The sequence below is a fragment of the Catelliglobosispora koreensis DSM 44566 genome, from assembly GCF_000379685.1.
Taxonomy (GTDB): domain Bacteria; phylum Actinomycetota; class Actinomycetes; order Mycobacteriales; family Micromonosporaceae; genus Catelliglobosispora; species Catelliglobosispora koreensis.
In genome coordinates, this window is sequence record NZ_KB903252.1 from 95,398 (window position 1) to 119,078 (window position 23,681).

The 23,681-nt window shown below is 65.1% G+C and carries 22 protein-coding genes; 3 read left to right on the plus strand and 19 right to left on the minus strand.

The genetic code is table 11. The annotated features are described in order from the left end of the window. Positions 1–36 precede the first annotated feature (36 nt). The 17 genes from A3E1_RS0112685 to A3E1_RS0112765 all read right to left on the minus strand — a co-directional run bounded on the left by A3E1_RS0112685 (position 37) and on the right by A3E1_RS0112765 (position 17,789). Positions 37–2,922 (minus strand): hypothetical protein, encoded by a 2,886-nt coding sequence (locus A3E1_RS0112685; protein ID WP_020521144.1) that lies wholly within the window; start codon positions 2,920–2,922, stop codon positions 37–39. Then, complete coding sequence (gene ccmA, locus A3E1_RS0112690) at positions 2,923–3,597, minus strand: heme ABC exporter ATP-binding protein CcmA (RefSeq protein ID WP_020521145.1); 675 nt, start codon at positions 3,595–3,597, stop codon at positions 2,923–2,925. A 17-nt stretch (positions 3,598–3,614) separates the two neighbouring features. Next, entirely contained in the window at positions 3,615–4,238 is a 624-nt protein-coding gene (locus A3E1_RS0112695; RefSeq protein ID WP_020521146.1) for a LysE family transporter, read from the minus strand. A 193-nt stretch (positions 4,239–4,431) separates the two neighbouring features. Next, complete coding sequence (locus A3E1_RS0112700) at positions 4,432–5,175, minus strand: hypothetical protein (protein WP_020521147.1); 744 nt, start codon at positions 5,173–5,175, stop codon at positions 4,432–4,434. A gap of 5 nt (positions 5,176–5,180) precedes the next feature. Further along, positions 5,181–5,669 (minus strand): cysteine dioxygenase family protein, encoded by a 489-nt coding sequence (locus A3E1_RS0112705; protein ID WP_020521148.1) that lies wholly within the window; start codon positions 5,667–5,669, stop codon positions 5,181–5,183. Positions 5,670–5,727: 58 nt separating this feature from the next. Next, positions 5,728–6,669 carry a YeiH family protein gene (locus A3E1_RS0112710; RefSeq protein ID WP_245571146.1) on the minus strand — a complete coding sequence of 314 codons (942 nt, stop codon included), beginning with the start codon at positions 6,667–6,669 and terminating at the stop codon, positions 5,728–5,730. Between the two features lie 376 nt (positions 6,670–7,045). Beyond that, positions 7,046–7,945 carry a LysR family transcriptional regulator gene (locus A3E1_RS0112715; RefSeq protein ID WP_020521150.1) on the minus strand — a complete coding sequence of 300 codons (900 nt, stop codon included), beginning with the start codon at positions 7,943–7,945 and terminating at the stop codon, positions 7,046–7,048. A 647-nt stretch (positions 7,946–8,592) separates the two neighbouring features. Beyond that, positions 8,593–8,988 (minus strand): metal-sulfur cluster assembly factor, encoded by a 396-nt coding sequence (locus A3E1_RS0112720; RefSeq protein ID WP_083929479.1) that lies wholly within the window; start codon positions 8,986–8,988, stop codon positions 8,593–8,595. Further along, a complete protein-coding gene (gene sufU / locus A3E1_RS0112725; protein WP_020521152.1) occupies positions 8,928–9,365 on the minus strand; it encodes a Fe-S cluster assembly sulfur transfer protein SufU in 438 nt (145 codons plus the stop codon). The genes A3E1_RS0112720 and sufU overlap by 61 nt, the downstream gene beginning before the upstream one ends. 2 nt (positions 9,366–9,367) lie before the next feature. Further along, positions 9,368–10,636 (minus strand): cysteine desulfurase, encoded by a 1,269-nt coding sequence (locus A3E1_RS0112730; RefSeq protein WP_020521153.1) that lies wholly within the window; start codon positions 10,634–10,636, stop codon positions 9,368–9,370. Position 10,637: 1 nt separating this feature from the next. Beyond that, the gene (sufC, locus tag A3E1_RS0112735) at positions 10,638–11,402 is read right to left on the minus strand and encodes a Fe-S cluster assembly ATPase SufC (protein ID WP_020521154.1); all 765 of its coding nucleotides are present in this window, start codon (positions 11,400–11,402) and stop codon (positions 10,638–10,640) included. Next, positions 11,402–11,716, minus strand: a complete 315-nt coding sequence (locus tag A3E1_RS0112740; protein WP_020521155.1) for a non-heme iron oxygenase ferredoxin subunit — start codon at positions 11,714–11,716, stop codon at positions 11,402–11,404. The genes sufC and A3E1_RS0112740 overlap by 1 nt, the downstream gene beginning before the upstream one ends. Next, positions 11,713–12,822, minus strand: a complete 1,110-nt coding sequence (gene sufD / locus A3E1_RS0112745; protein ID WP_020521156.1) for a Fe-S cluster assembly protein SufD — start codon at positions 12,820–12,822, stop codon at positions 11,713–11,715. Before sufD ends, A3E1_RS0112740 begins: the two co-directional genes overlap by 4 nt. Then, positions 12,822–14,234, minus strand: coding sequence for a Fe-S cluster assembly protein SufB (gene sufB, locus A3E1_RS0112750; protein WP_020521157.1), 1,413 nt, complete (start codon positions 14,232–14,234; stop codon positions 12,822–12,824). Before sufB ends, sufD begins: the two co-directional genes overlap by 1 nt. Further along, positions 14,227–14,913, minus strand: a complete 687-nt coding sequence (locus A3E1_RS0112755; RefSeq protein WP_020521158.1) for a helix-turn-helix transcriptional regulator — start codon at positions 14,911–14,913, stop codon at positions 14,227–14,229. The genes sufB and A3E1_RS0112755 overlap by 8 nt, the downstream gene beginning before the upstream one ends. 369 nt (positions 14,914–15,282) lie before the next feature. After that, a complete protein-coding gene (locus A3E1_RS0112760; RefSeq protein ID WP_020521159.1) occupies positions 15,283–16,884 on the minus strand; it encodes an ABC transporter permease in 1,602 nt (533 codons plus the stop codon). Further along, positions 16,881–17,789: an ABC transporter ATP-binding protein gene (locus tag A3E1_RS0112765; protein WP_020521160.1), complete on the minus strand. Its 909-nt coding sequence runs from the start codon at positions 17,787–17,789 to the stop codon at positions 16,881–16,883. Before A3E1_RS0112765 ends, A3E1_RS0112760 begins: the two co-directional genes overlap by 4 nt. A gap of 97 nt (positions 17,790–17,886) precedes the next feature. Between A3E1_RS0112765 and A3E1_RS0112770 the strand changes: the two genes are divergently transcribed. Next, a complete protein-coding gene (locus A3E1_RS0112770; RefSeq protein WP_020521161.1) occupies positions 17,887–18,390 on the plus strand; it encodes a GbsR/MarR family transcriptional regulator in 504 nt (167 codons plus the stop codon). 48 nt (positions 18,391–18,438) lie between these two features. On the opposite strand, the gene A3E1_RS0112775 is transcribed toward A3E1_RS0112770, so the two are convergent. Continuing rightward, complete coding sequence (locus A3E1_RS0112775) at positions 18,439–19,281, minus strand: SGNH/GDSL hydrolase family protein (protein WP_020521162.1); 843 nt, start codon at positions 19,279–19,281, stop codon at positions 18,439–18,441. A gap of 105 nt (positions 19,282–19,386) precedes the next feature. Between A3E1_RS0112775 and A3E1_RS0112780 the strand changes: the two genes are divergently transcribed. Further along, the gene (locus A3E1_RS0112780; protein WP_020521163.1) at positions 19,387–20,538 is read left to right on the plus strand and encodes a PucR family transcriptional regulator; all 1,152 of its coding nucleotides are present in this window, start codon (positions 19,387–19,389) and stop codon (positions 20,536–20,538) included. Positions 20,539–20,806: 268 nt separating this feature from the next. Continuing rightward, the gene (locus A3E1_RS40050) at positions 20,807–23,410 is read left to right on the plus strand and encodes a helix-turn-helix transcriptional regulator (RefSeq protein ID WP_020521164.1); all 2,604 of its coding nucleotides are present in this window, start codon (positions 20,807–20,809) and stop codon (positions 23,408–23,410) included. On the opposite strand, the gene A3E1_RS0112790 is transcribed toward A3E1_RS40050, so the two are convergent. After that, the gene (locus A3E1_RS0112790) at positions 23,357–23,656 is read right to left on the minus strand and encodes a hypothetical protein (RefSeq protein WP_020521165.1); all 300 of its coding nucleotides are present in this window, start codon (positions 23,654–23,656) and stop codon (positions 23,357–23,359) included. The two genes, A3E1_RS40050 and A3E1_RS0112790, sit on opposite strands and share 54 nt — an antisense overlap. Positions 23,657–23,681 lie beyond the last annotated feature (25 nt).

Here is a 23,681-nt window from a genome sequence, read left to right on the forward strand (position 1 = left end):
CCCGGAGCGCTTCGGCCGCGTGGCATGGTAGTGGGGTCATGCGGCACCTCCGGCGACGGCGCGGGCGAGGGCGCGTTTGGCGAAGCGGGCCGCGATCGCGAGCAGGACGGCCGAGCCAGTGAACACGGCCAGCAGCACGAGCGGGTCGGGTGGCTGGCCGACGGTCGGACTGACTTGCCACGTGAGGAGTGCGGTGAGCAGAGCGACCGGCATCGCCGCCGCCACGAGCAGGCCGTAGCCGCCGGTGGCCCGGTCCACGATGGACTGTGGAACCCCTTGCAACCGCAGCGCTTTGAGCTCAACGGCACGTGCCCGGCGGTCCGCTGACGCGACCACGGCCATCGCTGGCAGGAGCAGCAATAGCCCGATCACGGCCGCGATCAGGCGCAGCCGTGCTCCCGGCCCGGCACCGTAAACACCGATCTGAGCGGCCCGGCTCGCCACGGTTTCCGTCTTGATGGGGGTCAGCCCGGCGGCCCGCAACCGTGCCTCGGCATCAGACGGCGCGGCTGGCCCGAGCCAGACCTGAAGCAGCGCGCTGTTATCGAAACTGTCGTCGAGAAGGTCCGCGATCTCCAGGTCGGTTAGCACCCCGTTGACGGGCAGCCCCGGCAGGACCGGAATCGCGGCAATGAGGTCCAGCGGGCGTTCCGCCCCGCCGAATAGGGGGTGCGACGCGAGTTCTCTCGTGTACAGAAGGTCGGGCGGGCCGGACACGAGCGCGGGCACGGGAACCGGGTTTCCCGCCACGACAAGGCGAACCGCGGGATTGTCACCGGGACGGCGGGGCGCGTAAAACACCATCGCCGAGTCTTCGCCCATGAGCAGGTGTGCGGCACGGTCGTAGTTGAACTCCGTACGCCAGCGGCCGGGTGCGGCGATCTCCGGCCCGGCGAGCAGTGTCCTATCTGGACTGAGCTGACTGATGCGGATCAGGCTGAGGCCCGCTGGAGAGAACGCGAACTTTAACCAGGCCAATCGGCAGCCCTGCTTCGCAGTACACGCTGGGGTCGGAATCTTTCCTTGGGTTTGTTCAGGTTTAAGGGTGAACGAGCCCGAGACGGGAAGTCCGTCGGGGCCTTCGAGCACCACGGTCACTTCGACGGTGGCCACGAAGTTGGCTTCGCCCCGGAAGTCAAACACCGCTTCCGATCCGGTCACGCGAATCTGCTCCGCGCCTTGGGGGCGCAGGCGCCCGGCATACCCGGCCAGATCGGCGTGCCCGGTGACCGCGGCTAACCGCGTCGCGTCAGCGGCCACCAAAGCCACCTCATCGGTGTTTTCCCGCGCCACGGCCATCGCCCATTTGCCCTCGGGATCGGCCGTGCGCACGGCATGCAGCAAGTGGGTACGCGGCGTGCGCGCGACCGTCATCACCGAAGCCGCACCGAGCTCGGTTTCGGCTTGGGTCAGGGCCTGCTTCGCGGCGACGTCCCAAGCGGCGGCCGCTTGCAGCGCCATCGCGACCGCGACCACGATGAGCGTCACCAGACGGTCCGCCCCGGGGCGGCGCGAGAGCTGAATCGTCGCCAGGCCCAGGGAAAGCCGGCCTCGCCTAAGCGCCGCCGCTCCGGCTCCGGCCGCGATGCCACGCACCAGCCGGGCAGCCGCCAAGCCAGCGACAAGAGCGACCGCGACGGGGGCGAGCATGCCGATCCCCGACTCCGGGCCAGACGAAACCGCTTGCACCACAGCCAGGGCGGCGACAGCGACGGCGACCGCCTCGGCGATCAGCGTGGCCCGGCCGCCGCGGCGGGACGGAACGTTGCGCAACGCTTCGTGCAACGGCACCGCGTTCACACGCGAGATCGCGATAACGGCCGTCGTCAGGATGACGAGAACCGTTACCCCGGCGGCGATCCCGGCACCCGCGGTCGGCATCGCCTGGGCCGCAAGCAATCCCAGGACGAACCCGAACGGGCTAAACAGCAGCAGGGTGACAGCTGGCGGGGCAAACGTCGTGGCGAGCCGCACGCGGAACGGCGCTCCCCGCAACAATGTCACGCCGGACTCTCCCCTGCGCTGCAACGCACCGTAGGTGATGGTCAGCAGCAGCACGAGCCAGCACAGCAACAACAGCTGCACCGCTCCGGCGGGAAGCGAAGATCCCAGTGCGCGCCGCGTCGTGGTCACGCGGTCGAGCAGATAACGCAGCCCACGTGCCTCGTCGGGCGTGAAGCCGTAGGGAACCCGTTGGCGCAGTTGGCTCGCCAGCTCCGGCAGGTCGCCTTTGGACAGTGCTCCCGGGCCGGCGATCAGGTCAGCGTTGGCCGTGGCCGATCCGACACCGGATTGCACGATGGTGGCCGCTGGCGTGAAAACGGGGTTCGCGCTGCGATTCGGGTAGGGCGTCAGCGCGGACCGCCCGGCCCAGAAGGATTCGCTGACGGCGGCGACTTCGTCGTACACCCCGGTGACTTTGAGCGGGGACTCAGCACCGCCGCCGAAGGCGAGATAGGTGAACGTATCGCCGGGCTTTAAGTTCAGTTCTTTCGCCAGTGTCTGGCTGATGACGACATCACCTGTGCTGACGGGGCAGGTGCCCTGCAGCTTGAGGTGGTCGCAGACGCCTTCGCGCGCGGCGAGCACGGCGTCCACTTTGGAGTCAGCCTTGACGAACGTCCCGCTGACCCAGCCGCCTGTCGCGACCGTGAGCGCTGGCCACGAAATGACGGCCTGCAACTTCGACCGCATGCTCTCGGCGGCTGTCGCGATGTTGGCGTCGGGCGTCGTCATGCTCACCGTGACGCTGCGCTCGTTGGCCGTCGCCATTTCGAGCTCCGTCTCGATGGCGGTCCGTTCAGCGCTCTCCAGATATAACGGCGTCGCCGTCGCGGCGGCTGACGCCAAGACGGTCAGCACGATGAGCGCCAGCGTCTCCCCACGACGGCTGCGTAAGGCAGCCCACAGCAACCGAAACATTTAAGCCCCGTTCGTCGCGGCGCGGCCGTTGGGTTCCGCGGCGACAGCGCGGCCGTCGATGAGGTGCACGATGCGGTCGCAGGCCGCCGCCGCGTCCGGGTCGTGCGTGGCGAAGACGACCGCTGCCCCACGCGTCGCCTCGGCGCGCAGCAAATCGAGCACCTTCTGCCGGTTTGCCGCGTCTAGTTCGCTGGTTATCTCGTCGGCGAGCAACAGTTTGCCCCGCAAGGCGAGCCCGCGCGCGATGGCAGCCCGTTGCTGCTGACCGCCGGAAAGTTCCTCGACCAGTTGCGTGGCCTGACCGGCGAGCCCGACTTGCTCCAGCGCTTCTGAGCTACGCCGGCGCGCGTCAGGCCCGCTCACTCCATTGGCCAGCAGCACGACTTGCAGATTCTCGGTCGCGGTGAGCATGGTGGCCAGCCCGTTGTCTTGCGGGATGAGCACGATGCCCTGTTTGACAGCATGGTCCCGGTCGCCAACGCTGGAGCCTTGCCAGGAAACCTTGCCCTGCAACGGTTTCAGCAGCCCGGCCATCAGCCGCAAGAGCGTGGTCTTGCCCGCACCCGAAGGCCCAGTGACCGCAAGCATTTGCCCCGGCTCGACGCGCACCGTGAGCGCGCGCAGAACCTCTTTGCCGGGAACGTATCCGGCCGTCACCGCGTCCACTTCGAGCATCCGCGACCTTCCCTCATTCAGCTCATAAGAACCGCCAGGGCGAGACCGCCAATCATCAGGCTCGACGCCATTGCCGTGCCTAGCCGTCCCTTGGGCGTGGCCAGCACTTTGCCGACCATCGCCCCGCCGCCAGCCAGCAGCAGTTGCCAGGCGGCGGATGCGGCGAACACTGCCAGAACCCAGACAGCGCTCTCCGCGGCGGTGAAGCTTCCAGACGCCTGCCAGCCCAGAACCAACGCACCAAAGTAGAGGACCGTGGCCGGGTTGAGCAAGGTCAGTCCCAGAAGGACGCCGAACGATCGCATAGGGGTTGTCAGGCCCCCGAGGTCTTTGGCTTTCGCCGGATCGCGATAGTGCGCAATGGCGGTCACCGTCGTGCGGACCGCTAAGAACAGCAGCACCGCGACGGCGACGTATTTAAGCGGGACGGAAATGGGCTCAATGAACCGCGCCAGGGACGCGCCCCCGAGCACCGCTATCAGCGCATAGATGCCGTCAGCGGCCGCCACACCCAGTGCCGCGGCCGCGGCGATCTTCAGTCCGGCCCGTGCTCCCAGACTCACCAGCAGGGCACCGATCGCCCCGAGCGGGATAGCCACCCCGAGCCCGGCGAGCACGCCAGACCACAGTGCCTCACTCATGCCGAAGACTCCCTTCGGTCGCCTTCGTCACGAGGCACTAAGCGCCCTGCAATTCCGATGGGCTCGACAAGCTCGCCCATTAGCGCTGCGCCTTACGCACCGATCCCTCCGGCGTCGCCTGCTGCTGTCGCGCCGCCTTGAGGCCGGCGGACAGAGACTTAAGGCGGATTCGGGAATCAGTCATGCCCCGAATCTAACCGCGGTGTCCAGCGGTTTTATGACGGATCCAGACGTTGGGCTCCACGTAGACCGCGACGCCGTGCTCGACATCGCACAGCACGGGAGCCAGCGCCTTGGGCACCACGACCGGGCCGCTCGTGTCGAACGGCAAGCCAGTCCACTCGCGCCACTCGTCAAGCGTTCCGGGGATGACCATCGAGCGCGGGGCGACTTTGTCGATCGTGCCGCCGGCGCGCAAATGCACTCGCAGCCACGGATCGATGGGCTGCCCGTCCTCGCGTGTCTGGTACGCGTAGACGCTCATCGGCAGATGTGGATCGGTCTTCCCGTTGGGCCGCACCGGCGCCAGCAGCTCAGCGAACCCGTGACGGCCCGCGTTATCGCGCAGCGCGGCAAGGATCTGCGCGCTTAACCCCGTGCCTTGCAGGCCTGGCTTGATGACAATCTCGATCGCGGAAATCTTGTCCGGCTTTCCGCCCTCGGTCAGCGTCTGAATCCCGCGGCGGATCGCTCCATCCCAGCCATCGTCTGGAAGCTCATCGCTGCCCAGGTGAAACGGCACGGAGTAAGCTTTCGCCACGATCTCGCCGCTCTCGTCCTGGCAGACCAAGATGTATTCAGCGAACTTGCCGAACATGCCGTAATACATGTTGCCGATGGGGTCGTGCTTCATGAACTCGGGCCACGGGCTTTCCATGTCCCAGAACAGATCCATCAAGCCCGGGCGGTCGGCGAGCACCGAGATCTTCAGCTGCATAAGACCTATCCTGCCCTAACGGGCAACTCATATTTGCGCCTAATGCTCGATCCGAGCGCCGCTACGTCCGCGCCATAGATGTGGATGGAAATCACGCGGGTACTCGATGAGTTGCGCACCGAGTGAATATCACCTGGTGGCTCAAGGAAAACCGCTGTCCCAGCGTGGTTGTAGCTCACGCCATCTTCGGTTAGCACGCCGCCCACGAAGCGATAGCGCGTCTCTTCCTCGACCCCTTCGTGTGTCCCCACGACACACCAGCTGACGTGATCGTGAATGCAGGTTTCCTGTCCGGGTAGCCAAACCACTGCCGTCACCGAAAACGATCCGTCGGGTTCGACGTGCAGGATGTGCTGGCGGTAAGTGTTCGGGTCCGGTTCGGACTGTTCCGGTGTCAGCAGGTCATCACGGGTTAGGTACTTCTCGAGTACGTTCGCGATGTCCTGGGTCCGGAACGTGGCACGGATTTCCTCGACTAGCGACTGTATAACCACGACACTCTCCTTTCACGTCTTGTTGTTTCACTCCCCTGCACCGCTTCGCGTTCGGCGGTCAGGTCACGAGGACCGCCCCGAGGTAGGCCAGCCCCGCGATGAGCGCCGTCGACAGGAGCCCGAGGAGCGCCGCAGGCAAGCCAGCCCGGCGTAGCGTCCGCAGGCGAACCGCGGTGCCAAGCGCGAAAAGCGCCGCGGCGAGCAGATAGCCGTCGATCGTGTTGACGACCGTGAGCACGTTCGCCGGCACGAGCCCGGTGCTGCGGATGCCGATCATCAGCAGGAAGACCCCGACGAACAGTGGAAGCAACGGCGGCCGTTGCGCCGCGGAAGCCTTGCGGCGCTGGACAAAACTGACCGCCGCCAGCATCGGCGCGAGCAGCACGACCCGCGTCAGCTTGACCGCGACGGCGATGGCCAATGCTCCCGTGACCGGTGCCGCGGCGGCGACCACTTGTGCCACCTCGTGCACGCTGGCACCCGCCCAGATGCCGTAAGCCAAGTTCGACAGTCCCGTGAACGGCTGCAGCGCCGGAAGCACGAGCATGGCCAAGCTGCCGCAAAGCGTAACCAGGCCAAGGGCTTTGGCCACGTCTTCCTCATCCTGCTCAGCGACGCCATTCATGGCCGCCACCGCTGATGCCCCACAGATGGAAAATCCTGTCGCCACAAGCAATGTCGTTCCTTCGCCCGCGTTGAGCCACCGTCCAAGACGGACAGTCCCTACGAAGGTCACGACCACCACGGTCACGATGACGGCCAGCACGGCAGGCCCGAGCCCGAGCACGTCTGAGACCGCTAGCCGCAGGCCCAGCAGCGCCACCCCGATGCGCAGAATCTTCTTGGCTGTGAACTGAATCCCCGGCGCGAACAGCGGCGTGACCACGCCGACGTTGGCTGCCAGCACGCCGAGGAGGACAGCTCCCGTGAGCACACCCACCGCGCTCACGAAGGCGTTCAGCACCACCGCCACCGCGACACCAGCGGCCGCCAGGCCCACCCCCGGCACCAACCTCGCGGCAGCCTTCCGCCCTGTCGCAACATGTCCGAGGCCTGCGCCGTCACGGTCGTGTCCGGCACCCGTGCGGTCAAGCCCAGATGCGGCCACCGCGGTCCGCGGCCGCGCGTCTCCATCGCGAAGACTCGGCGCATCTTCTCCCGGCCCGGCCCCGTCGCGCTCGGGTCCGATAACGGTGCGTCCAGACGTGGCCGGTTCTGTGAAGTCGAGCGGTGGCAGGGGTTGGTTCAGCTTATGTGTTGGCTCATGGCGAAGCGTGCCGTTCAGAGCGGCCGCAGCATCGCGGGACGGGGAAAGAGCCACAGCCTCACGATCGTCTCGCGAAGCTATGAGCGGCAGAGGCCAGTTTGCGTTAGCCCTATAAGGCGTGCTTATGCGTGGCGGCCTGGCTGAGCAAAGCGTCGAGCGTGGCCCGGATCGCCGGGACGCGCAGGAGATCCGGCCACGTGTACGCCGACACCCGCCGTGTGACCTGCGGACTCACCGGCACGGCCACGATGTCGGGGTGCCGCAGGAACGACAGCACGAGCCGGGGTGACAACGACACCCCTAGCCCGGCTGAGACGAGACTCTGGATCGCCATGTTGTCGTCGGTTGAGCAGACGATGTCGGGAGTGAACCCCGACTCCTCGCACACCTCGACAAACTTGCCCCGGCACCGGGGACATCCCGCGATCCACCGCTCACCTGACAGCTCGGATAGTTTCACCTGCGGACGCGAGGCCAGATAGTGCCCACGCGGCAAGAGCACCGCCAGCGGATCGTCAAACAGCTTGACCTGCATCAGTTCCGCCGACTCCGGCGGACCGTCATAGTCGAACGCGACCACCAGATCGCAGGCGCCCCGCCGCAAAATGTCGAACGAATCCGGCGGCTCGTGCTCACTCAACTCCAGGCGAATGTTGGGGCGGCCCTTAATCAAAGCAGCGGCCGCCCTGGGCACTAGCGAAGCGTTGGCGCTCGGAAAGGCGCAAACCCTAACGGTGGCAACGTCATTGGCGGCGAGCGCCTGCACTTGCCTTTGCATGACCGCCATATCGTCGAGCATCGCCTCACAACGTTCCGCGAGCACGCGCCCAGCCTCGGTCAGCTGCAACCCCCGCCCGACCCGCAGAAACAGTGGACCTCCTACAGCCTTCTCCAAAGCCCGCATCTGCTGACTGATCGCGGGCTGACTGCAATGCAGCGCCCGGGCCGCGGCCGAAAACGACCCTGCCCGCACCACTTGCACAAACATCTCCAGCTGCCGCGTATCCATAAGCACAGCTTGGAGGTTACGCCTCAATCCACGACTCGCGGTTCCTCAAGCCATGGTGATGCGCACAGCCCTACTCCGCCGGCGTAAGCCGAGACGGGCAGCGGCACAGGCTAGCTATCAGGGAGACCGCGCCAGGCTTCCGCCTCAGTCGGCTTGGGCAGAACCCTGAACAGCGTGAACAACTATGACAACAAATCGGATCACCGCCCCACGTCGAGCGTGCAGACCCGAACTACCGCTCACACCATCACGTTTCCGGGGTGGGCAAACTTAGTCATGATCCATATCCCCATCCGTGATCCACAGCCCTCCAGACGTGATCAAACTGCCTTTTGATCACGTCCCCACGGATGTGGATCACAAAGTCGGTCGCCGACACGGGAAAGCGCGAGCCGCGAGGAGAAGGCGAGCCGCGGGCCGGGCGGGAGCCGCGGGGAGGGCGGAGGGTGGAGAAATGCTCGCGAGCCGGGGATGCGCGGTCCTTGAGGGCCTCGCGGGAGGGACGGTCGCCACCACGACGGACATCGGAAATAAAAGCTCTGAACGTCTTAACCCACGGCCCCAACCGAATACGCATAAACCAAAGCCGGCACCGCGACTCCCAGGAGTCGCAGGCACCGGCTCAATCCCAGCCCGTGAAGGCGGGATTAAACGTTGAAGCCCAAGGAGCGCAGCTGATCCCGGCCCTCGTCGGTGATTTTGTCGGGACCCCATGGCGGCAGCCAGACCCAGTTGATGCGCACGTCGGAGACCAGTCCGCCGCCTGGCCCGGTGCAAAGGGCGGTGCGGGTTTGCTCTTCGATGACGTCCGTCAGAGGACAAGCCGCTGACGTGAGCGTCATGTCAAGCGTGGCAACGTTTTCGTCGTCGATGTGCACGCCGTAGACGAGGCCGAGGTCGACAACGTTGATGCCCAACTCCGGGTCAACGACGTCTTTCATCGCCTCAGTGACGTCATCTTCAGCGGCTTTAACGATCTCGGTCATTGGTCCTCCACCTGGCCGATGGCGTCTTTTAGCGCCATCCAAGAAAGCAGCGCGCATTTCACTCGCGCGGGAAACTTTGCTACTCCAGCGAACGCCACACCGTCGCCGAGAATTTCCTCGTCCGGCTCGACCTGGCCTTTGCCGGTCATCAGCTCGGTGAACGCCGCATGCGCCTTCAGTGCGTCGCCCAGCTCAGCACCAGCGAGCAGTTCGTAGAGCACGCTCGCCGAGGCCTGGCTGATCGAGCAGCCGTGGCCTTCGTACGAAATGTCGATCAACTTGTCGTCGGCCAGCTGAACGCGCAACGTCACTTCATCGCCGCAAGTCGGGTTCACGTGGTGAACCTCGGCTGAGAACGGCTCGCGAAGCCCGCGCCCCTTTGGGTGCTTGTAGTGATCCAGGATGATCTCCTGGTAAAGCTGATCGAGCTGCATGGCTAGCTAAACATCCTCTTCACTTGATCGAGACCGCGTACCAGCGCGTCGATCTCGTCAGTAGTGTTATAGAGATAGAACGATGCCCGTGTCAGCGCTGGAACGCTGTAGCGGTCCATGATCGGGCGGGCGCAGTGGTGGCCAACCCGAACCTGGATGCCCAGTGAGTCCAGCACCTGGCCGACGTCGTGCGGGTGCACGCCCTCGACGCTGAAGGAGAGGGTCGCTCCCCTGCCGACAGGCACCTTTGGTCCGTAGATCCGCACACCGTCCACAGTGGACAGTGCGTCAAGCGCGTAGGACGTCAGCGTCTTCTCGTGCCAGGCGATAGCGTCCATGCCGATGTCGTTGAGGTAATCGATCGCGGCACCGAGGCCAACCGCTTGCGCGATCGGCGGCGTGCCCGCCTCGAACCGCGCTGGCGGGGCCGCCCACGTGGAGCCGGTCATGCGGACCGTTTCGATCATCGATCCGCCACCGAGGAACGGGGGCATCTTCTCCAGCAGTGAGGCACGCCCCCAGAGCACGCCAATGCCGGTGGGCCCCAGCATTTTGTGTCCCGTGAACACGATGAAATCCGCGTCGTAGTCGACGACGTCAAACGCCTTGTGCGGGATGGTTTGCGAGCAGTCGAGCATGAGCAGGGCGCCCACTTCCCGCACACGGTCGGTGATGCGCGCGGTGGCGTTGACCGTGCCGAGCACGTTGGAGGTGTGTGTAATCGACACCAGCTTCGTACGTTCGTTGATCAGTGTGTCCACATCGGACTCATCGAGGCGGCCAGTTTCGGTCAGCCCGAACCACTTCAGCGTCGCTCCCGTGCGCTCACACAAAAGCTGCCACGGCACGATGTTGGAGTGGTGCTCCATTTCGGAGATGACGATTTCGTCGCCCGGCTTGAGCGAGGAGCCCCAGCTGTGCGCGACAAGGTTTATCGCCTCGGTCGCGTTCTTGGTGAACACGATCTCGTCCGCGCTGGGCGCGTTGATGAAACGGGCGACCTTCTCACGAGCGCCCTCGTAAGCGAGGGTCGCCTCGGTGCCGAGCTGGTGCACGCTTCGCGCGACGTTGGCGTTGTGCAGCGCGTAATGCACCGCCATCGCCTCGATGACCTGTTGCGGCTTCTGCGAAGTGTTCGCACTGTCCAAATAGATCAGTGGCTGACCGCCGACCTCCCGGCCCAGGATCGGGAAATCCGCCCGGACCCTGTCCACGTCAAAGGTCGGCATATCGTCGTACTGCGGCATGCCGGCCGGGATGGTCATGGTCATGTCACGCTCCCTGGACCGCGCTGTAGCGCTCGTAACCTTCGGCTTCCAGCTTGTCGGCGAGCTCCGGGCCGCCTTCTTCCACGATCTTGCCCGCGACGAACACGTGCACGAAGTCCGGCTTGATGTAGCGCAGGATCCGCGTGTAGTGCGTGATGAGCAGAACGCCAGCGCCGGTCTCTTCCTTGACCCGGTTGACGCCTTCGCTCACTACCCGCAGCGCGTCAACGTCCAAACCGGAGTCGGTCTCGTCGAGGATGGCGATCTTCGGCTTGAGCAGCTCCAGCTGCACGATCTCGTGCCGCTTCTTCTCACCACCGGAGAAGCCCTCGTTCACGTTGCGGGAAGCGAAAGCCGGGTCCATGCCCATCTTTTCCATGCTGCCCTTGAGTTCGCCAGCCCACGTGCGCAGCTTCGGCGCTTCACCGTCGATCGCGGTCTTAGCGGTACGCAGGAAGTTCGCGACGCTCACGCCGGGGACCTCCACTGGGTACTGCATAGCGAGGAACAGCCCGGCACGAGCCCGCTCGTCGACCGACATCGCCAGCACGTCCTGACCGTCGAGGGTCACCGAACCGCTGGTGATCTGGTATTTCGGGTGTCCCGCGATGGAGTAGGCGAGCGTGGACTTCCCGGAGCCGTTGGGCCCCATGATGGCGTGAGTCTCGCCCGACTTCACGGTCAGGTTGACCCCGGACAGAATCGGCTTGAGCTCACCATCGGGAAGCTTGACCGACACCTGAAGGTCGCGGATTTCCAGGACGCTCATCACTTTGCTCCATTTACATCGACGTAGATCTCACCATCGCGGATCTCTACGGGAAAAACAGGTACGGGCTCTGTCGCCGGCAAGCCGGTCGGCTCACCCGTGCGCAGATCAAACCGGGAACCGTGCAGCCAGCACTCGAGAGTGCAGCCGTCCACTTCGCCTTCGCTCAAGGCGACAGCGGCGTGCGAACACTCGTCGTAGATCGCGTAAAACTGGTCGTCCTCGGCGTGGACCAGTGCGACCGGGGTGCCAGCGACCTCGACCGCGAGGGCCGTGCCTTTCGGCAGATCGTCAGCACTCGCCACGCGCATCATGCTCCGAGCCTCGCTTCAATGGCTTTGCCCAGCCGGTCACGAAGCGACTCGACCGGGATCTTGCCGAGAAGCTCAGCGAAGAATCCCCGAACGACCAGCTGCCGCGCCTCATCCTCGGGGATGCCGCGCGACATCAGGTAAAACAAGTGCTCATCATCGAAGCGGCCGGTCGCGCTGGCATGTCCGGCGCCAGCTACCTCGCCCGTTTCAATTTCCAGATTTGGTACTGAGTCAGCACGCGCCCCATCACTGAGGATCAGGTTGCGGTTGATCTCGTAAGTGTCCGTTCCGGTGGCCTCGGCGCGGATCAGGACATCGCCGACCCACACCGTGTGCGCGTCATCGCCTTGCAGCGCGCCGCGATAGCCGACGTAGGAACGACAATCCGGAACGGAGTGGTCAACGAGCAACCGGTGTTCCAGGTGCTGGCCAGCGTCGGCGAAGTAAAGGCCCCACGCCTCGACATCGCCACCGCGGCCGGCGTATTCCACGCTTGTGTACTGCCGGACCAGGTCACCGCCAAGGCTCACGTGAACGTGGATGACACGTGCGTCCTTGCCCACCTTGAACTTGATGTGCTGGGCCTGAACCGCGTCGCGGTCCCAGTCAGCCACCGTGACGAAGGTCAGCTTGGCGCCGTCTTTGACTTCTACTTCAACGTTGTCGGCCAGCGTTGCCGTGCCGGTCTGCTCAAGCACGAGCACCGCCTCGGCGAACAGCCCCACCTTGACGAAGGTGCGGGCGGCCGCGAAGCCTTGTCCCCCACCGGAAACCGTCACGATAGCGGGCTCCGCGACGACACCATCGATGTCGATGAGGGTGACGCCTGCGGCCTTCTCGAACGCGAGCGCGCTGATGCGGTCAAACGGCGTGAGCACGGGGCTGACGCTGTCCACAGTGGACACCGTCACGCCCTGCGGCAGCTCGTGGGAGTAGCTGACCTTCGCGGTCGGGTCCTCCGTTGTGCTTGCCAAGCCACGCAACCGCTTAAGTGGCGTGAATCGCCACTCCTCTTCACGGCCAGTCGGCACGGGGAAATCGTCCACCTTGAACGACCGCAGGGTTTGCGACTTCGTCTTCGGCGGTGCCAGTTCAGTGGTGCTCATTAGCCGACGGCGCCTTCCATCTGCATTTCGATCAAACGGTTGAGTTCAAGTGCGTACTCCATGGGGAGTTCCTTGGCGATCGGCTCGATGAAGCCACGAACGATCATGGCCATCGCCTCGTCCTCGGTCAGGCCGCGGCTCATCAAGTAGAAGAGCTGGTCGTCGCTGATCTTGGACACGGTCGCCTCGTGACCCATCGAGACATCGTCTTCGCGGATGTCTACGTAGGGATACGTGTCCGAACGCGAGATCGTGTCCACGAGCAGGGCGTCACACTTCACAGTCGACTTGGAGTGGTGCGAACCTTCCAGCACCTGAACCAGGCCACGGTAGGAAGTGCGGCCACCGCCACGGGCGATCGACTTGGAGATGATCGTGCTCGACGTGTGCGGCGCGGCGTGCACCATCTTGGCGCCGGCGTCCTGGTGCTGGCCTTCGCCCGCCATCGCGACGCTGAGGACCTCGCCCTTGGCGTGCTCGCCGACCATGAAGACCGCCGGGTACTTCATCGTGATCTTGGAGCCGATGTTGCCGTCGATCCACTCCATCGTCGCGCCCTCGTGGCAGACCGCCCGCTTGGTGACGAGGTTGTACACGTTGTTCGACCAGTTCTGGATCGTCGTGTACCGGCACCGGGCGTTCTTCTTCACGATGATCTCAACGACAGCCGAGTGCAGCGAGTCGCTTGAGTAGATCGGGGCTGTACAGCCTTCGACGTAGTGCACGTAGGAGTTCTCGTCCACGATGATCAGGGTCCGCTCGAACTGGCCCATGTTCTCCGTGTTGATGCGGAAGTAGGCCTGCAGCGGGATCTCGACGTTGACGTTCGGCGGCACGTAGATGAACGACCCACCACTCCAGACAGACGTGTTCAGGGCGGCGAACTTGTTGTCGCCCACCGGGATCACGGTGCCGAAGTACTCCTGGAAGATCTCCGGGTGCTCCTTGAGCGCGGTGTCGGTGTCCAGGAAGATGACACCCTGCTCCTCAAGGTCCTCACGGATCTTGTGATAGACGACCTCAGACTCATACTGAGCGGCCACTCCAGCGACGAGGCGCTGCTTTTCCGCCTCCGGGATGCCGAGGCGGTCGTAGGTGTTCTTGATGTCCTCGGGAAGGTCTTCCCAGCTCTGGGCCTGCTTCTCGGTGGACCGAACGAAGTATTTGATGTTGTCGAAGTCGATGGTCGACAGGTCAGCGCCCCACGATGGCATCGGCTTGCGGCCAAACAACCGCAGCCCCTTCAATCGCAGGTCGAGCATCCATTGGGGCTCGCTCTTCTTCGCTGAAATGTCCCGCACGACGGCCTCGGAAAGGCCACGCTGCGCGGCGGCACCGGCCACGTCTGAATCGGCCCAGCCGTATTCATAGGTGCCCAGCCCGGCGAGCTGGTCGTGAGCTGTTTCAGTCATCGATCTTCCTCACTAAATGCTGACCCGGAATGTGTGTAGTGCACACCCCATCGCCATGGGCGATAGTTGCGAGACGTTGCACGTGCGTGCCGATAAGCCGGGAAATAACCTGGGTTTCGGCCTCGCACAATTGCGGGAACTCGGCGGCCACATGAGCCACCGGGCAGTGATGCTGGCAAAGCTGGCCGCCCGAAGCGATCGTCGACGCGGACGCAGCGTAACCCTCGGATGTCAGGGCGTTAGCGAGCGCCTCCGCTCGGGCGAGAGGATCGTCACCCGCTTCACGAACCTTCGACGCACACCGCTCCTCCAGCTCGGCCACCTGAGCCCGGGCGAATTCTTCCACCGCCGCGCTGCCACGCTCCGCCGAGATCCACCGCAAGGCGGAAACAGCCAGGTTGTCGTAGGTGTGCTTGCCGTGCCCTTCACGGGCAGCCGGAGTGAGCTCGAAGAATTTGGCCGGGCGCCCCCGCCCCCGCGGACCGCGCCGTGGCTGCTCCCGCTCCGTGACCAGACCCTCTAGCAGCATGGCGTCTAGATGGCGGCGAATGGCCGCTGGTTTTAACCCCAGCTCAGCGCCCAGATCACTGGCGGTAGCCGCGCCCTGCGACAGCAGCGCGATAACCCGGTCTCGCGTACGGAGATCAGGCGCTGCATCGACGAGCGCGCTCTTTTTCACTACACCAGTGTGACTTATTTCAGCCGGGCAGGGCAAACCACCCCACCGGTGATCCGGCACACCTCAAGTTAGGCTAACCTAACATGACCTCTCCCGGGCGCTCAAGTTGGCCCCTCCACCGCCCGGCGAGCCGCGGACCCAGTGCGCCACTCCACCGCCCGGCGAGCCGCTGGCCCAGTCGCCCGGCGAGCCACTCCGCCGCCGGCCTAGCCCCCAGACCCGTGATCCACATCCCCTGGGACGTGATCAACAGGCGGTTTGATCACGTCTCGCGGGATGTAGATCACTCTTCGGGATGTGGATCACCGACAGCAAGCGGTGACGGGCGGGATGTGGATCACCGACAGCGAGCGGTGACGGGCGGGCCGTTTAGGTGACGGGGATGTCGCGGCGGCGGAACGCTGATAGGCCAGCCGCCATGAGCACGATGGCGATCGCGGTCAGGACGATCATCGGGGTCCAGGCCATCTCACCGCCGGGAACCCGCGGCGTGTGGGTGAACGGTGAGAGGTCGAGGACGGTTTGGCTCAGCCCGAGCAACGCTCCGACCTGGCCCAGCATCAGGCAGGCCGCCAGCGCACCCCAGCCGATGCCCGGGGCCAGCCGCGGCACCAGGCCGAACGCGGCGACCGTCAGGGCGGTCAGCACCCAGATCGCTGGGAGCTGGACGAGCGCTCCGCCTAGTACCCGCGGAAGGTCGTCAAAAACGGCACCGGTGCTCGCTCCATAAACGAGACCCGCGGATAGGCCGGTCGCCGCCATGACGACCAGCGGACCGAGGAACGCGAACACCAGGTGACTTGACGCCCAGCTCATCCGGCTCACCGAGGTGGCGAGGACCGGCTCACTGCGCAGCGACGCCTCTTCCAAACGCATCTTCAGCGCGGCCGAAATCCCATATGCCGCAACGGCTATGGCTCCTATGCCCATGGTGCCCGCGAGGAACATGTCCGCCGCCACTGAGTCACCGCCTAGGCGGGCCATGATTTCCTTGAGCTGTTCGTTGTCAGCTAACAGTTTCGTCGTGCTGTCGGCGACCCCGCCGAACAGAGCGCCGCCGACGAGCCCGAGGCCTATGGTCCAGCCCCACATGTTGCCGCGGTGCAGCCGCCAGGCCAGGGCTAGCGGTGTGCTGAATCCTGGGGAGGCAACGGCTCGCCCCAGGCGAGGTGGCAGGAGCCCGGCACCGACGTCACGGCGCGCCGACAGGCTGATCGCCAGGTAGGTGAAGGCAAGGGACGCAACGGCTACGAGCCCGAAGATCCACCAGCGGTCGAGAGTATAGGCGAAGACGTGATGGCTCCAGCCCAAGGGAGACAACCAGTTCAGCCAGCCGGTGTCGGTCATGTCCGCGGCACCGCGCACGGCGAAGGACACGCCGATGATGCCCAGGCCGATGCCACGCGCGGCGCCTGCGCCTTCGCTGAGTTGTGCGGCGATGGCTCCTATCGCGGCGAAGATGATGCCGGCCGAAGCCCACGCCAGACCCATGGCCACTGATCCCGCGGCAGGGGTGTCCTGGCTCATCATGCCAAGCGCCACAAGGATTCCGACGGCCACACTCGCGCCAGATGCGGCGAGCACAGCGGCCGCGAGACCAGCGTTGCGGCCGACGACGGCTGAGCCGAGTAGTTCGCGGCGCCCGGCCTCTTCTTCGACCCGGGTGTGCCGGATGACCATGAGCAACGTGATGATCGCGAGGATGACGATTCCGGTCGCTGACCGCCAGAAGACAAGCGCGCCAAGGCTTGGCTCAAGCGGCTTCGGGCCATAGAACATGACGAGCATGGGATTGGCCGCCAGGCCGTCAATGTAGCCTTGCCGGCCGGCGTCGGTTGGGTAAAGCGCTGCGGTGCCTGACGCTAGCGACAGCGGCAGCAGACCCATGAACAGGATCCAGATCGGCAGCAGCACCCGGTCACGGCGCAAGATGAGCCGGATCAGGGCACCGGTTCCGGTGAAGGAGTTCATTTCTGGTTCGCCCCCGCCGTTTCGGGCGTCTCGTAGTGGCGCAGGAAGAGTTCCTCAAGCGTGGGCGGCTGGCTCACGAGACTGCGCACGCCGCTGGCGCTGAGCTGACGGAGCACCGCGTCGAGCTGGGTCGAGTCGACCTGAAGGTTGACCTGGTGATCTTGGATGTGCACATCGTGCACACCGGGCAGTTCGGCGAGCCCGTTGGGCGGGCTGGCAAGCTCGGCTGAGATCGAGGTGCGGGTGAGGTGGCGCAGTTGGGCCAGGGTGCCGGTTTCGACGGTCCGTCCCAGGCGGATGATGCTCACCCGGTCACAGAGCGCCTCTACCTCGGACAGAATGTGGCTCGACAGCAGCACGGTGCGCCCGTTGCGCGCCTCTTCGGCGATGACCTGACGGAACTCTTCCTCCATCAGTGGATCGAGGCCGGACGTCGGCTCATCGAGGAGCAGAAGCTCCACATTGGACGCTAGCGCGGCTATCAGCCCGACCTTCTGCCGGTTGCCTTTGGAGTAGGCCCGCCCCTTCTTGCGAGGGTCGAGGTCGAACCGTTTCAGCAAATCTTTGCGGCGCTTGGGGTCCAGCCCACCGCGCAGGCGCCCGAGCAGGTCGATGACTTCACCGCCGGACAGGTTGGGCCAGAGCGTCACATCGCCGGGCACATAGGCGAGGCGCTTGTGCAGGGTGACCGCATCGCGCCAGGGGTCGCCGCCAAGCAAGGTCGCCTGACCGCTGTCAGCGCGAAGGAGACCGAGCAGCACGCGGATCGTCGTGGTCTTCCCGGCGCCGTTCGGCCCAAGGAAGCCGTGTACCTCGCCTGTAGCGACGGTCAGATCAAGGCCGTCCAGGGCACGTGTTGGGCCGAAGTTCTTGACGAGCCCAGACACCGAAATGGCGTTTTCCATAATTCAAAACGCTACACTCGTTTCACCAACTTGTGAAACTTCAGAAGCTTGCATTGACGATTTCTTGACGCGGGTCACGATGACGGAGGATTCGCCTATGACCAAGGCACCGCTGAGCAAGGCACCACAGCGTGACGAAGAGGCCATGCGGCAGTTCGTCGAGGACATGGCCCGGCTGCTCGCTGACTGGGGCTTTCCGCCGATGGCCGGGCGTGTGGTGTTCACGCTCATGGCCGCTAACGAGCGTTCGCTGACCGCGGGCGAGCTGGCGGAACGGCTCGGTGTCAGTGCTGCGGCGATCAGCGGGGCGGTCCGTTATCTCATTCAGATCAGCATGGTCGCCCGGGAACCGGTGCCCGGGTCAAGGCGTGACCGCTACCGCCTGGTTGACGATTCCTGGTACGAGGTGACTGTCGCCAAGATGTCCCTGCTCAAGACCATCGCCGACGCGGCCGACCAGGGAGTGACCGCCGCCGGTGGCCCGGGATCCATCGCCGGTGCCCGGCTGGCTGGCATGCGTGACTTCTACCTGTGGGTCCAGGACAACCTGCCCAGCCTGCTCGACCAATGGGCCGTGGAGAAACGTAAAGCGGGACGTTAAGGCGCGCCAGCCCATTGGGGGTGGCTGGCGCGCACTAGGGGTAAAGCTTCAGTTCACGGCATCGGCGAGGAGGTGGCCGAAGGCGTTCATGCCGTTGGCGTTGGGGTGCAGCGGGGCGGCGACGGACGTGGGCACGAAGCCCTCCAGCCACCGGTTGCTTGACGACTGACAGGTGTCATGACCGGCACCCGGTGTGCGGATGTCGACATAGGTGGCACCTGCGGCAGCCGCTTCACGGGCGGTGATCGTGTTGAGGTAGTCCACTTTGGCCTGCACGTAGTTGGCGTCGATCGGCAACAGCGGCTGGACGGGCCAGCAGCCGTTTCGCTTGACGTAAAGGCCATACCCGACGACGAAGACGCGTGCCTGCGGCGAACGCTGCTTGATCCCCGCCAGGGTCGCGGCGAGCTTGGGCGCGTACGCGTCGATGCGCTGATTGACCAGGTCCACGCCATTGACGACATTGTCGTAATAGCACGGACGCTCGAACGGGTTGAGCCGAACACACGACTCCCCGAGCGAGATCAGCCTGGTGTCATTGCCCCCGATCGTCAGCGAAACCAGGGTGGTGTCCCCGGTCAGCGCGTCGAACTGTGGCGGGACACCGCTTTGCGACTGCGTCATGTGGTCGGTTTTCGCTCCACTGCACGTCACGTCGCGCAATGTTGAGACGCCAAGCAGGTCAGCGGCAACGTGGGGGTAGTTGCGGGCTGAACGCCAGCACGGGTCGAGGGTCAGCTGCGGGAGGATTCCGGGCCCTGAAGCAGCCGAGTCTCCTAACGCGACATAGACCTCGCCCGCGGCCGCTGAGGCAGGTGACACCCCGGCAACGGTGGAGATCAGGAGTGTTACCGCGGCAACGAGGGCGTACCGAAGGGGTCTGCGATCCATCGATTCTCCTCAGGATTGTGAACGATGGGTGTCGCAGAGATGATGAAACTAAATTCCAGTCTGGTGAACTGGTGCGTAAAGTAAATTAATGGAGACCGATTTGTGATGGTGCACAAGGCCCTCAGTAAGCAGATCACGAGCCGGCTCACGGAGCTGGTGTCACGCATCATTTCCCGGCTGCTCCTCGAGGTCCCGCTCTATGCCAGGCTTCCGGCCGAAGAGCTGTATGGCGAGGTTTCGGCCATCATCACGCACAACGTGCGGCTGCTCGGCGTGCTCCTTCGCGAGCAACGGCTCGCCTTCTCCTCCGAACTGGACAGACAGCGCGCCTCCGCTCGCCGCCGGGCCGAAGAGGGGGTTCCTCTCGACGCCGTGCTCGAGGCCTACCACCTGGGCACGCTGGTCCTTTGGCAAGACATAACCTCGGGGGTACGAGATAGCGCTCTACACGACGAATATGCCCTTCTGCTCGGCTACTTGCGCCAGGTCACGACCGCGGTGAGCGCCGAATACATGGACGCGCGACAGTCGTTCCTGCAGTCCGAACACGACGCCCGGCGGTCCCTCATCACGGCCCTGCTGGCAGGCGTCGCCCTGGACAACCCAGCCCTGTCGCTGCCCTCGCGTTATGCCGTGCTCGTGCTCGCCATCGGACACCACCCGGACGAGGCCGACGAGTCCGTCAGCGCGACCGTGGCGGGCAGGCGGAAGATGCGCCGCGTTCAGGACGAGTTTGAGCGCTTTACCGAGGAACCGGTGCTCTCGGCATTAGACCCCACGGGCGGGATCGTCCTGCTCACGATGCAGGACTGGGACAAACTGCGGCACCTCATCTTGGCCGTCGGGTCAGCGGCGGGGGCACCCGTGATCGCGGGCGGCGGCCTGGCCTCGCCCGCCGACGTCCCGGCGACGGTCCGTGAGGCGACGGAAGTGCTGGAGCTGGTGCAGCGTCTCGGCTACGAACCGGGGCTTTACCGCCTCGGGGACGTGCTGCTGGAGTATCAGCTGTCGCGCCCGAGTGCCGCGCGGGCGGGGCTGGCGGAGCTGCTGGAGCCGCTCAACGGCAAGCCTGACTTGCTGCGCACGTTGCAGGTGTATCTACGCAACGAACTCAGCCGCACGCGAACAGCGGCTGAATTGTTCGTCCACCCCAACACGGTTGACTACCGGTTGCGGCGGATCGCTCAGCTGACCGGCCTGAATCCGGCTAGCCCGCAAGACTTGCCGCACCTGCGGGCGGCGATTCTGTCGAGATGAGGAAACCCCGGGGTTCGCTTGCGCGACCGGCTGGACAAGGCCGGGTGCCCCGGGGAATCTGGTAGCTGTTTAGCTCGCCGCGCCGCTGTTACACGGTCCCGGCAAAATTTTCGCCTGAAGAACAGCGGCTAACGAACAGCCACCTCAAGAGTCCTGTCGCTTAACAAAGCAGGATCACCTCCTTTCGCCGTGTACCGCGAACATTAACCACAACTGGCCGCGGCAACAACACTTTTTTGATCGCTGAGAATCAGCTTAGGATTCGCAGATGGCGGCACCCCTCCTCGGCCGCGCAGCCCCGGCGGCCCGGGTCAGGCAACTCCTGGCCGCGCAGAGCCCCGTGCTCGTCACCGGTGTGGCCGGAATCGGGAAAACGACGTTCCTGGAGCACCTGATTTCCGTGCGCGGTGGCGACGTCTGGCATCTGGCCCCCAGCCCCAGTGACCGGCACGTGCTCTTTTCCACGCTGGCTGCTCTGCTCACAAAGACGCCCTCGGCAGCAGCTGAAGCGTTGCCAGAGGTCTTGCGGGACGCCCTAGAGGTGCTTCGTGGCCGCGTTCCTGACGCACTTTCGCCGCTTCGCCTGCGCCAGGCGTTCCTGGAACTCCTGTCACCCGGCCTCCTCGCCATCGACAACGCGCACAACGTCGATGTAGCGAGCTGGGAGGTGCTGTGCTACCTCGCCGCCCACGGCCACCTCGGTTTGCAGACCGTCGCCACTACCCGGCTGCCCCAGACTTGGGACGGGTGGGTGACTGTCCGCTTAGGAGCGCTAGAGCCGGAACAGATCGCGCAACTGTTGCGCGGGGTGCCCTCGCGCGTGGCGGCACAGGTTCACGCGGCCAGTGGCGGGATCGCGGGGCTCGCGTTACGGGTGGCCGCAGACGACACCGTGGGCATCGCCGATGCCGTGAAAGCCTTGCTGGAACCAGTGTCGACGTCAGCTCTGGAGACATTGCGGCTGGCCGCTTTCGCCCGTCAGCCCACGGTTCGGTCCCTGATGCGGGCCGGGCGTGCTGACGCATCACGTGAGATGGACGCCTGCGCGGCCGCTGGACTGACCACAGTGGACGGTGACCGCGTTTCGTTCGTGGCGGGTGCGGTCGCTGCCCATCTCGTGCGCACGAGCACGCCGGCGCAACGGGCGCACTGCCACGGCATCCTGGCCACGGCGGCCGACGATCCCGTGGCGGCGCTGTGGCACCGGGCCTGCGCTCAGGACCACCTTGCTGCGGGGGTGAGTGCTCATTTGGTACCAGCCGCTGGGTTGAGAAGGCGTGATGGTGACCCGGTGTTCGCGGCGGAGCTGGTGTTGCGCGCGGCTGATCTTTCGCCGGCCGCCGCGGAACTCGCTGACGATATCGCCTGTGCGGCAAGGGATGCCGCTGCGGGCGGGCGGATGGATCTGGTGCGGCGCGCGGTGGCGTTGCTGGAGACGACTGGCGCCCCTAAGGCCGGGCTCGTGCGGGCACGCCTGGCGGTCGCTGACGCCGCCGGCCAGGCGCTCGATGGGCTCGATGAGATGCTGGGCCAGGCACGGGTTGAGGCTACGGGCGATCCTGCGTTGCTCGCACAAGTGCACCTGCGGCTCGCCTTGCGCGCCAACCTTTCCGAGGGTTCGCCCGAGAAGGCCAGTGAGCACGCGCGGCGTGCCGCCGAACACGCGCGAGCGGCCGGTGACGCGGCCACGGAGGCGATGGCACTGACGATGGTGGCCCGGATGCTCCGGATTCTTGGTGAGCCTGTCGCCGAAGACGTGCTACAGCAAGCACTTAGCCTGCCCGCACCGCCAGCGGGAACCGGATTGCGGGACACGGCAAGGTATCTAGCGGTCCGGCATGCCGTGTTCGACGATCGGCTCAGTGTCGCTCGTGAGGCGTTGCTGGAGATTCTGCCCGAGACGACCGCCGCTGGGATCGCCGAGGATCTCGTTGACGTGCTGAGAAGTCTGTCCGAAGTGGAGACTCGAAGCGGGCGCTGCCAAGCGGCGATCGAGCACGCCGCCAGAGCAATCACGGTCAGTGAACAAGCTGGCCTGTCCCCCGGCCCGGCTTGGTACACAGCGGCCGTGGCCGAGTGGGCGGGCGGCACCGCCGAACGCGCGCATGAGTTTGCCGCGCAAGCCATTCAGGCGTCACAAGAAGAACATGATCAGGTGTACTTGGCCCGGGCCATGCACATCACCGGCTTGATTCAGCTCATCCACGAACCGGCCGCCGCGGCGGCGACGCTGCGGCAAGTTCGTGCTCTCGAAGAGGCGCAACAGGCGCGAGACCCGTCCCTGTTGCGCTGGCATGGCGATCTGGCTGAAGCCCTTGTGGCCGTGGGAGAATACGACGAAGCTGAGCGGACCGTCGCGCACTGGCGCTCTGTCGCTTCGCGACTTAAGCGCACCGGTGTGCAAGCGGCACTCGCTCGCGCCGAAGGGGTGCTGCAGTCTTCTCTCGGTGAAGGAGACGCCGCCGTCGAGCTTCTGTATCGGGCATCGGACACGTTCGCTTCACTAGAGATGCCCGTCGAACAGGCACGAACGTTGATCTCACTGACCGTCGCGCAACGCCGCCGCCGACGGCGGGCCGCCGCACGGGAAGCTCAGGAGCAGGCCGTTGCCTTGCTGACATCGCTTGGCGCATATGGTCTTTTGCCTGCCGCTCAAGTCACAGGACTGTCCGAAGCGGACACTACCAGCGGCCTCACCGGCGCCGAGGCCCGCGTCGCCGAACTGGTCGCCAGCGGGGCCAGCAACCGCGAAATCGCCGCGACGTTGTTCTTGTCAGTGAAGACGGTCGAGGCCATGCTTACGCGGATTTACCGCCGTTTAGGCGTCCGTTCCCGCACGCAGCTCGCCACCGCTATGAGATCGCTGGCTTAACCACTGCGCGTGACGCAGCATCACGAAACTCGCCAGGTACACCCCGAACGCCGTGACACTGATCGCCATTAGGAACAGCGCGAAGAAGAACAACGACGGCGGGACGCGGTCAGCACTTAGCAGCGTCAGCGAGAGAGCGAGCGTCAGCCCGACGGTCAGCGGCAGCCCAATCCCCTGCGCGGGATGCGTCACCAGCCGCGGCGTTTCCGGAACCTTGTCCTTATAGGACGGACGAATCTCGGTCATGGCTAGAGGGTAGGGCAAAAGTGTG

Excerpts from the sequence above, each read along its gene's own strand:
- A3E1_RS40050 (WP_020521164.1), top strand. The coding sequence starts at position 20,807 with ATGGCGGCACCCCTCCTCGGCCGCGCAGCCCCGGCGGCCCGGGTCAGG.
- A3E1_RS0112790 (WP_020521165.1), bottom strand. The coding sequence starts at position 23,656 with ATGACCGAGATTCGTCCGTCCTATAAGGACAAGGTTCCGGAAACGCCG.
- ccmA (WP_020521145.1), bottom strand. The coding sequence starts at position 3,597 with ATGCTCGAAGTGGACGCGGTGACGGCCGGATACGTTCCCGGCAAAGAG.
- sufC (WP_020521154.1), bottom strand. The coding sequence starts at position 11,402 with ATGAGCGTCCTGGAAATCCGCGACCTTCAGGTGTCGGTCAAGCTTCCC.
- A3E1_RS0112770 (WP_020521161.1), top strand. The coding sequence starts at position 17,887 with ATGACCAAGGCACCGCTGAGCAAGGCACCACAGCGTGACGAAGAGGCC.
- A3E1_RS0112765 (WP_020521160.1), bottom strand. The coding sequence starts at position 17,789 with ATGGAAAACGCCATTTCGGTGTCTGGGCTCGTCAAGAACTTCGGCCCA.
- A3E1_RS0112775 (WP_020521162.1), bottom strand. The coding sequence starts at position 19,281 with ATGGATCGCAGACCCCTTCGGTACGCCCTCGTTGCCGCGGTAACACTC.
- A3E1_RS0112695 (WP_020521146.1), bottom strand. The coding sequence starts at position 4,238 with ATGAGTGAGGCACTGTGGTCTGGCGTGCTCGCCGGGCTCGGGGTGGCT.
- sufU (WP_020521152.1), bottom strand. The coding sequence starts at position 9,365 with ATGCAGCTCGATCAGCTTTACCAGGAGATCATCCTGGATCACTACAAG.
- A3E1_RS0112700 (WP_020521147.1), bottom strand. The coding sequence starts at position 5,175 with ATGCAGCTGAAGATCTCGGTGCTCGCCGACCGCCCGGGCTTGATGGAT.
- sufB (WP_020521157.1), bottom strand. The coding sequence starts at position 14,234 with ATGACTGAAACAGCTCACGACCAGCTCGCCGGGCTGGGCACCTATGAA.
- sufD (WP_020521156.1), bottom strand. The coding sequence starts at position 12,822 with ATGAGCACCACTGAACTGGCACCGCCGAAGACGAAGTCGCAAACCCTG.
- A3E1_RS0112720 (WP_083929479.1), bottom strand. The coding sequence starts at position 8,988 with ATGCGCGCTGCTTTCTTGGATGGCGCTAAAAGACGCCATCGGCCAGGT.
- A3E1_RS0112780 (WP_020521163.1), top strand. The coding sequence starts at position 19,387 with ATGGTGCACAAGGCCCTCAGTAAGCAGATCACGAGCCGGCTCACGGAG.
- A3E1_RS0112685 (WP_020521144.1), bottom strand. The coding sequence starts at position 2,922 with ATGTTTCGGTTGCTGTGGGCTGCCTTACGCAGCCGTCGTGGGGAGACG.
- A3E1_RS0112715 (WP_020521150.1), bottom strand. The coding sequence starts at position 7,945 with ATGGATACGCGGCAGCTGGAGATGTTTGTGCAAGTGGTGCGGGCAGGG.
- A3E1_RS0112760 (WP_020521159.1), bottom strand. The coding sequence starts at position 16,884 with ATGAACTCCTTCACCGGAACCGGTGCCCTGATCCGGCTCATCTTGCGC.
- A3E1_RS0112730 (WP_020521153.1), bottom strand. The coding sequence starts at position 10,636 with ATGACCATGACCATCCCGGCCGGCATGCCGCAGTACGACGATATGCCG.
- A3E1_RS0112740 (WP_020521155.1), bottom strand. The coding sequence starts at position 11,716 with ATGATGCGCGTGGCGAGTGCTGACGATCTGCCGAAAGGCACGGCCCTC.